Source organism: Xenorhabdus santafensis, from assembly GCF_033949405.1.
GTDB classification, from domain to species: Bacteria; Pseudomonadota; Gammaproteobacteria; order Enterobacterales; family Enterobacteriaceae; genus Xenorhabdus; species Xenorhabdus santafensis.
Genome location: NZ_VCDN01000079.1, coordinates 1 through 9,329, shown reverse-complemented (window position 1 = coordinate 9,329; position 9,329 = coordinate 1). Strand labels below are relative to the sequence as shown.

Annotated in this window: 2 protein-coding genes; both read left to right on the top strand. The window is 53.2% G+C overall.

Annotation, left to right across the window (positions count from 1 at the left end; all coding sequences use genetic code 11):
* Positions 1-972 (top strand): non-ribosomal peptide synthetase (locus tag FE392_RS22160; protein ID WP_439153505.1); only part of this gene is annotated, 972 nt, incomplete at its 5' end.
* Positions 969-9,329 (top strand): non-ribosomal peptide synthetase (locus FE392_RS16765; RefSeq protein WP_439153504.1); only part of this gene is annotated, 8,361 nt, incomplete at its 3' end. The genes FE392_RS22160 and FE392_RS16765, both read left to right, overlap by 4 nt.

The following is a 9,329-nucleotide window of genomic DNA, read 5'->3' as shown; positions in this document are numbered from 1 at the left end:
ACCACGTTTGCCGCCACTTATGCCATCAATGCGCCCATTGATGTCGCGCGTCCCATTCCCATTGGCCGCCCGCTTGCCCATACCCGCATATACATTCTTGACCCGCAAGGCCGTCCCGTTCCCCTTGGCGTCAGTGGCGAAATTTATATTGGCGGTGCGGGCGTGGCCCGTGGTTATCTGAACCACCCTGAGCTGACTGCCGAACACTTCTTGCCCGATCCGTTCTGCGAAGATACCGAAGCGTGCATGTACAAAAGCGGCGATCTCGGACGCTGGCTGCCCGACGGCAATATCGAATTCCTCGGCCGCAATGATTTTCAGGTCAAGCTGCGCGGATTCCGCATTGAACTGGGGGAAATCGAAGCCAAATTATTGCAGTGTCACGGAGTCAGCGAAGCCATCGTCCTGATGCGCGAAGACGAGGAAAATCAGAAACGGCTGGTGGCTTACCTGCGGGCGCAGGACGGCGTAGAGCTGCAAGGGGCTGAACTGCGCCAACAGATCGCCCAGCACCTCGCCGATTTTATGCTGCCCAGTGCTTTTGTGGTTCTTGATGCTTTCCCGTTGACCCCCAATGGCAAGCTCGACCGTCAGGCCCTTCCTGCACCAGACTCCTCTGCGGTTGTCATGCGCTGTTACGAAGCGCCGAACAGTGAGGAAGAAATCTCGTTGGCTAAGATCTGGCAAGAATTGCTGGATCTGGAACGCATTGGCCGGCATGACAATTTCTTCGAACTGGGCGGCCACTCCTTGATGATCGTGCAACTTGCAACCCGCATAGAAGACGAATTTATGGTCGATATTCCCATTTCCCTATTATTTCTTACCCCGATATTGGCAGAACAAGTCAACATCATTTTTGCGGCTCAAATGGATGCTATCGGAGAAAATGACATTGAATCGCTGCAAAATGCCCTTGATTCGATGTCAGCAGAAGAATTGGCGGCAATTTTAGGCGGAGACAATAAATGAGCAGGACTGATATGAATCTCGAAAATCTGAAGCTGGCTGTTTTAAAGAAAAAAATCAAAGAACAACTGCAAGCTCAGAAGCACCATAAACGGCCACCCATTGAGCAGACTGCTCGGGATCTCCCTCTGCCATTATCATTTGCCCAACAGCGCTTGTGGTTTCTGAATCAGCTCGATCCGGCTGCCGGACTGGCCTATCACATTCCGGCAGCATTGCGCCTGACAGGCCGACTCAACCATGACGCACTACTTCATGCGCTCAATGGTCTGGTTGCCCGCCATGAGATCCTGCGTACCCGCTTTATACTGATTGACGGCCAGCCTCACCAGTGCATCGAGCCTGCCGATTCAGGCTTTGCCCTGTCCTGCCATGATCTGCGTCCATTAGAAGATGCACACGCCGAACACATCGCTGAACTGACCGCCCTTGAAGCCCAGACGCCTTTCGACCTCACCCACGGCCCGCTGATCCGCGGGCAATTACTGCAACTGGCGGACGAAGAGCATGTGCTTCTGCTCAACCAGCATCACATCATTTCTGACGGCTGGTCTATCGGTGTGCTGGTACATGAACTGGGGGCGCTCTACCGCGCCACCCTTGCCGGCCTTGATAACCCGCTTCCGCCATTGCCTGTCCAATATGTTGATTATGCAGTCTGGCAACGTCACTGGTTACAGGGGGATGTCCTTACCAAGCAACGTGATTTCTGGCATTCGCAACTTGCAGGTGCCCCGGCCTTGCTGGATCTGCCAACCGATCGCCCACGCCCTGCGGTACAGTCTTATACGGGTGCCCAAGTGCCTGTCCGGTTCGATGCGGCCCTGCTGACAGCACTTAAATCGTTCGGACAGCAGCATAACGCTACGTTATTCATGACCATCCTGACAGCATGGAGCATCGCTCTTGCCCGGCTCAGCGGACAGAATGATATTGTGATTGGCACACCGATTGCCAACCGTCCACACCATGAACTGGAAGGCTTGATCGGTTTCTTTGTCAACACGCTGGCACTGCGCGTCACATTATCTGACAATTCCACCGTTTCTGACCTGCTCACGCAAATCCGCGAGCGTACCCTGTCTGCCTATGCCCATCAAGATTTGCCTTTTGAGCAGGTGGTGGAAACCCTGCAACCTGAACGCAGCCTGAGCTACAGCCCGATTTTTCAAGTGATGCTGGCACTGAACAACACGCCGGCCAAAACCCTCACCTTACCCGGCCTGCAACTCTCCCCGGTTGAACCCGTGCGGAACAAGACCCACTTCGACCTGACATTATCTCTGACTGAAACCGATGCCGGCCTGTTCGGAGAACTGGAGTATGCCGTGGATTTGTTTGATGCAGCCACCATCGAACGTATGCTCAGTTATCTGCACCAGATCCTGCTCGCAATGACACGCGATGTATCGCAGCCTGTTTATAAATTGCCGATGTTATCGGCTGCTGAAAGACAACAATTGTTGGTGGAATTCAATGCCACACAAGCCGATTTCCCACATGATGCCCTGATCCACCAATTGTTTGAGGCACAAGCGGCACAAACCCCGGAAGCGACTGCGATTGTTTGTAAACGCCCTGATTCTGCGGGTGAAACACAGTCACTCAGCTATGACACGCTGAACCAGCAGGCCAACCGCTTGGCCCACCATTTGGTGGCGTTGGGGGTAAATCCTGATGATCGGGTCGCAATTTGCGTTGAACGCAATCTGGAAATGGTAATAGGCCTGCTCGCCATCCTTAAAGCAGGCGGAGCCTATGTGCCGCTTGACCCAGCTTACCCGGCTGAACGGCTGGCCTATATGCTTGAAGATTCGGCACCCGTTATCCTCCTGACCCAACGTCAGTTTGCCGATAAACTGAGCAGCTCCGTCACCACCCTATTGATTGATGATATCGCTGAAAACCGGGGATCATTCATTGAGGCACAACCGGCAGATAATCTGGATGCCGGAAAGCGGGGATTAACGTCACAGCATCTGGCTTATGTGATTTATACCTCCGGTTCTACCGGGCTGCCAAAAGGCGTTGCCATCGCCCATCACAATACGGTGAATTTCCTGATCTGGGCGCGACAAACATTCAACCGGGAAACACTGGCAAATACTCTGTTTGCCACTTCATTCAATTTTGATCTGGCGGTGTACGAATGTTTTGCTCCCCTGATTTCTGGCGGTACGGTGCATATCGTTCCAGATGCGCTGTCATTAATTACGCCGGAATCATTGCCCGAAGCAGCCCATGCCATAAGCCTCATCAATACCGTGCCATCCGCCATTGCGCATCTGCTGGAATCCGGAGCCATCCCTCCCTCTGTCCGAACGATCAATCTGGCGGGAGAAGCACTGAAACCCCATATTGTTGAGCGATTGTTTGCCAACACTGCGGTACAACATATCTGCAATCTGTATGGCCCTTCAGAGACAACAACCTATTCAACTTGGACATGCATGGAAAAAGCGGGGGGATTTGTTAATCATATTGGCCGCCCAATCGCCAATACTAGGGTCTATATCCTCGACCCGCATGGTCAACCTGTTCCCCTCGGCGTTGCGGGAGAAATTTTTATTGCCGGTGCCGGCGTAGCGCGGGGCTATCTGAATCGCCCTGAATTGACTGCCGAACGCTTTTTGGCTGATCCATTTTTATCGGAATTTAACCCACGGGAATTCAGCACGCAGAAAGTCAACGCCATGATGTATAAAACCGGCGATTTGGGACGCTGGTTGCCCAACGGCAATATCGAATATCTGGGGCGCAATGATTTTCAGGTGAAACTGCGCGGCTTCCGCATTGAGCTTGGGGAGATAGAAACGCAATTAATGCGGTGTCCCGGTGTACGTGAAGCGGTGGTGCTCGCCCGTGAAGACAGCCGTTGCAGCCATGATGTTTATGACGAAAATGCGGCTGATGAAAAGAGCCGCTTAAGCCAGAAGCGGCTGGTTGCTTATCTGAGGCCGCAGGAAGGTATTGAACTGCTTCCGGCCCAATTGCGGGAACAACTTGCCCGTCACCTTGCGGAATACATGCTGCCCAGCGCCTTCGTTATACTTGATGTTTTCCCGCTGACCCCGAATGGCAAACTTGATCGGCAGGCGTTCCCTGATCCAGAATTCTCCTCCGTTATCGCACGTGAATATGCACCACCCGTTGGTGAAGTGGAAACAGCCTTGGTGCAAACTTGGCAGGATTTACTGGGGCTGGAGCAAATCAGCCGACACGATCATTTCTTTGAACTGGGCGGGCACTCGCTGATGATTGTCAGCCTGATTGAACGCTTGCATCACCTCGGCTGGCGGCTTGATGTACGCAGTGTCTTTGCCGCGCCGGTTCTGAGTGAACTGGCGAAAACCATCGCAGGCTCTCAGGATAGTACGCAGGCTTTCGCCGTGCCGCCTAACCTTATCCCCGCAGATTGCACAGCCATCACCCCGGATATGCTGCCGCTGGTTTCACTGACCCAATCCGAAATCAATGCCATCGTTGAGACCATTCCCGGTGGTGCAAGCAATGTACAAGATATCTACCCACTGGCACCGTTGCAGGAAGGCATTATTTTCCATCATTTGTTGCAATCTCAGGGGGATGATTACCTGCTGCAAAGTCTGCTTGCTTTCGACACGTCCGATCGGCTCGATAGTTTCCTGACGGCCCTGCAACAGATCATCGACCGCCATGATATCCTGCGCACGTCAGCCTATTGGCAAGAGCTGGCCCAGCCCGTTCAAGTGGTCTGGCGGCACGCTCCGCTACTTGTCAATACATTCGCCCCCGCGTCGCCAGAAGATGTGTTATCTCAATTGCGTGCTTACACAGATCCACGCCAGCGTCGTATCAATTTGGCACACGCCCCGCTACTGGCTGCCCATATTGCCCATGATCCGGTACAAAATGAGTGGCTGCTCTCTTTAAGTTTCCACCATTTGGTTTGCGACCACCTGACTCTGGAGCTTATCTTCGCTGAAATTGCCCAAGCATTGCAGGGAAATGCCAAGATATTGCCTGCTGCGCGGCCTTATCGTGATTTCATTGCCCAGACATTAAGCGTGCCGGCCTCAGCCCATGAGGACTATTTCCGTGCCCGGCTCTCGGATGTTGATGAACCCACCGCGCCATTCGGGATACTCAAGGGAAACAATGAGACGGGGGCGATCAATGAAACCCGCCAGCCGCTCAATCCGATGCTGGCAAAAGCCATTCGCTCTCAGGCCCGCCGTTTGGGAGTCAGCCCCAGCGTGCTGTTCCACATTGCTTGGGCGCAGGTGCTGGCACAAACCAGCGGTGGCGATGATGTGGTATTCGGTACGGTCTTGCTGGGACGATTGCAGGGAATTATGGGGGCCAATCAAATACTGGGGATGTTCATCAACACCCTGCCAATCCGGATCTCCCTCGCCAGACACAACGTTTATGAAGTAGTTCAGGCAACTTATCGCAACCTGACAGAATTGCTGGAACATGAACAAGCGCCGTTGTCGCTGGCACAGCGGTGCAGTGGTGTCGCACAACCCATGCCGCTGTTCAGTGCCTTGTTGAACTATCGCCACAGTCATGTCGGTGAAGCGGGAGCGGCTGATAAGGTTTGGGCAGGCATGCGCATTTTGGCGGCAGAAGAGCGAACCAACTATCCAATGACGCTATCGGTGGATGATTTGGGTACCGATTTCCACCTGATGACCCAAACTATTGCCGAAATCGATTCTGTCCGCGTGCTTAATTACTTGATCACTGCCATCAGCGGGCTTGTTGATGCCTTGAACCATGCGCCGCAACAATCCATTTTGCAAATACCGATTTTGCCGGCGGCAGAGCAACAGCAGCTTTTGGTGGATTTTAACGCCACACAGGCCGATTTCTCTCCGGATGTGCTGGTTCACCAGCTTTTTGAAGCAGAAGTGGCGCGCCATCCTGCTGATATTGCCATTATGTGCAAAGATCAGTCTCTCAGTTACGACGAGCTGAATCGACGGGCCAATCGTCTGGCACATCATTTAATTGCCTTGGGGGTGCAGCCGGACGATCGGGTCGCCATGTGTGTCGAGCGCAGTTTGGATATGGCGGTGGGATTGCTTGGTATCCTTAAGGCCGGAGCGGCTTATGTTCCCCTTGATCCGGCCTATCCTGATGAACGATTGACTTATATGATTGAAGATTCCGCACCCACGGTTTTGCTGGCCCAAAAGGCCGTATTACTGAACAAAGGGGCGGAAGGCGGTATTTTTGCGTTTTCTGAATCGTCAGATCCCGGTGCCATTTCGATATCCTTGGTATCAAGGGAATCCATCCCTATCGTCATGCTCGACGATCAAGAAATGGTGAACTGGGCAGCTTTATCTGACAGTGAGCCAGAAATCCCCGACCTGGCAGCCCACCATTTGGCCTATGTTGTTTACACTTCCGGTTCAACAGGACAGCCCAAAGGAGTGATGAGCAGCCATCGCGCATTGTGCAATCGGTTGTTGTGGTTCGTGCGCGATATTGCAACGTCTCCGCTGACTGGCGCGCTGAAAACTAGTATCAGCTTTGTCGACTCATTGACTGAAACGCTGGGCGTGTTACTGACTGGCGGCAAGTTGGTTGTTTTTGATAACCATGAAGCCAAAGATCCCACCTTGCTGAAGGCGGGTTTGCAGCGCTTCGGCGTTAATCATTTAGTCGTCGTGCCTTCGCTATTGAAATTATTGGTGCAATCCCATCATGACGATAACGGGCATCACCTGCAATCCATTGATACCTTGATTTGCAGCGGAGAGCGGCTCGCCCCTGAATTGGCCCGTCAGGTAGTGACTGATTATCCTTGGATACGATTATTCAATTTTTATGGCTCGTCAGAAATCAATGGCGATGCCACTTATTATCAATATTCCAACACCTCCGGCGTACCGGAAATTTCGGTGATTGGGCGACCGATTGCCAATACTCAATGCTATATCCTTGACTCGCATGGAAATCCCGTTCCCCTCGGCGTAACCGGAGAAATCTACATCGCCGGTGCCGGTGTTGCCCGTGGCTATTTAAATCGTCCGGAACTCACTGCCGAACGCTTTTTCAATGACCCTTTCTCCACCCATTCCGATGCACGCATGTATAAAACCGGCGATTTGGGCCGTTGGCTGCCGGATGGCACCATCGAATATCTGGGACGCAATGATTTTCAGGTGAAACTGCGTGGATTCCGCATTGAACTTGGCGAAATCGAAACCCGCCTCACCCAGTGCCAAGGGGTGCGGGAAGCCGTAGTTATCGCCCGTGAGGATGAACCGGGGCAGAACCGGTTGGTGGCCTATCTGCGGCCAATGGATGATGTTAAGTTAATCCCCGCAGAATTGCGCCAGCAACTTGCCCTGTACCTTGCTGACTATATGTTGCCCAGTGCTTTTGTGATACTGGAATCTTTCCCACTGACGCCCAACGGCAAACTGAACCGTCAGGCACTGCCTGCCCCCGATCCTTCGGCTGTCGTGACACACAGCTATGTTGCCCCCGTCGGTGAAATAGAAGTGATACTGTCACAAACCTGGCAAGATCTTCTGGGACTGGAGCAAGTCGGACGCCATGACCATTTCTTTGAGCTGGGCGGCCATTCCCTGCTTGCCATCCAGCTTGTGGCTCGCATACGTCAGGCACTTTCGCGTGATTTGCCCTTGCAGACACTGTTTGATAAGCCCGTCTTGATGGCTTTGGCTGAGACACTGACAGCAACCGCGATAACCGCACAAACGATAATCCCTAGCGCCGATCGCAGCCAGCCCTTGCCTCTGTCCTTTGCTCAACAACGCCTGTGGTTTCTCGGCCAATTCGATCCGGCCGCCAGCCTGGCTTATCATCTGCCCGCCGCGCTGCGTCTGACAGGCCAACTCAACCATGATGCCCTGATTCATGCACTCAACCGCTTGGTTGCCCGCCATGAAAGCCTGCGTACCCGTTTTGTTTCAATCGAAGGGCAACCGTACCAGCAGATTGACCCCGCTGACAGCGGTTTTTCTCTGCTTTGCCATGACCTTCGCCCACTGGAACCCACCCAGCAGGCTGCCCGAGTGACTGAACTCGCTGAACTGGATTCCCAATCTCCTTTCGATTTCGCCCAAGGCCCGCTCATTCGCGGACAATTGCTGCAACTGGCGGAAGAAGAACATGTATTGCTGCTGACCCAGCATCACATCATTACGGATGGTTGGTCACTGAGCGTTTTGGTCAGGGAGCTGGGCGTTGGCTATAGTGCCGCGCTTGCAGGCCATTTTGCTGACCATCTCAGTGATAGCGATCCTTTGCCACCGCTGCCTGTGCAATATGCCGATTATGCTGTTTGGCAACATGGGTTGTTGCAGGGCAACTTCCTCGCTGAGCAGCGTGATTTCTGGCGTGACCAACTGAAAGAAGCCCCGGCCTTACTGGCGCTGCCTATCGACCATCCACGCCCGGCTGTTCAGACTTATACGGGTGCTCAAGTTGCATTTCAACTTGATGCGGCATTATTGGCATCGCTCAAAGAACTTGGGCAGCGCCATCGCTGCACATTGTTCATGACAGTGCTGACTGCATGGAGTATCACATTGGCCCGCCTCAGTGGTCAGGATGATATTGTCATTGGCACGCCGGTTGCCAACCGGCCGCATCATGAACTGGAAGGATTGATCGGCTTCTTTGTCAATACCTTGGCGTTGCGGATCAAACTCCATGATAACCCCAGCGTGGCTGAACTCCTTGCGCGGGTCAAGGGACAAGCGCTTGCCGCTTATGCCCACCAAGATTTGCCTTTCGAGCAAGTCGTGGAAGCCGTGCAACCCGAACGCTGTCTGAGTTACAGCCCGATTTTTCAGGTCATGCTGACATTGAACAATACGCCAGCCCAAAAATTGACGCTACCCGGTTTACAGCTCACATCACTTGAACAAGCACACCACGGTGCCTATTTCGATTTAACCTTAGCGCTGACTGAAACGGAAATGGGATTGGTGGGTGCATTGAACTATGCCGCCGATTTATTCGATTCCACAACTATCAATCGCATAGTCGGCCATTTCACCAATATCTTGACGGCGATGGTGGCTGATGAAATTCAAACCTGCAATGCCTTACCCATGTTGTCAGAAACAGAGCAACAACAAGTGCTGGTGGATTTCAATGCCACACAAACCGATTTCTCCATCGAGCGGTCTCTTTCCCTGCCATTGATTCACCAACACATTGAGACTCAGGCCGCGCGGCACCCCGAGGCCATCGCCGTCATTTTTCATGAACACACCTTACATTACGGGGAGCTGAATCAACGAGCCAACCAACTGGCCCATCACCTGATTGCGCTGGGCGTGCGCCCCGATGAACGGGTCGCCATTTGTGTTGAACGCAGCCCGGAAATG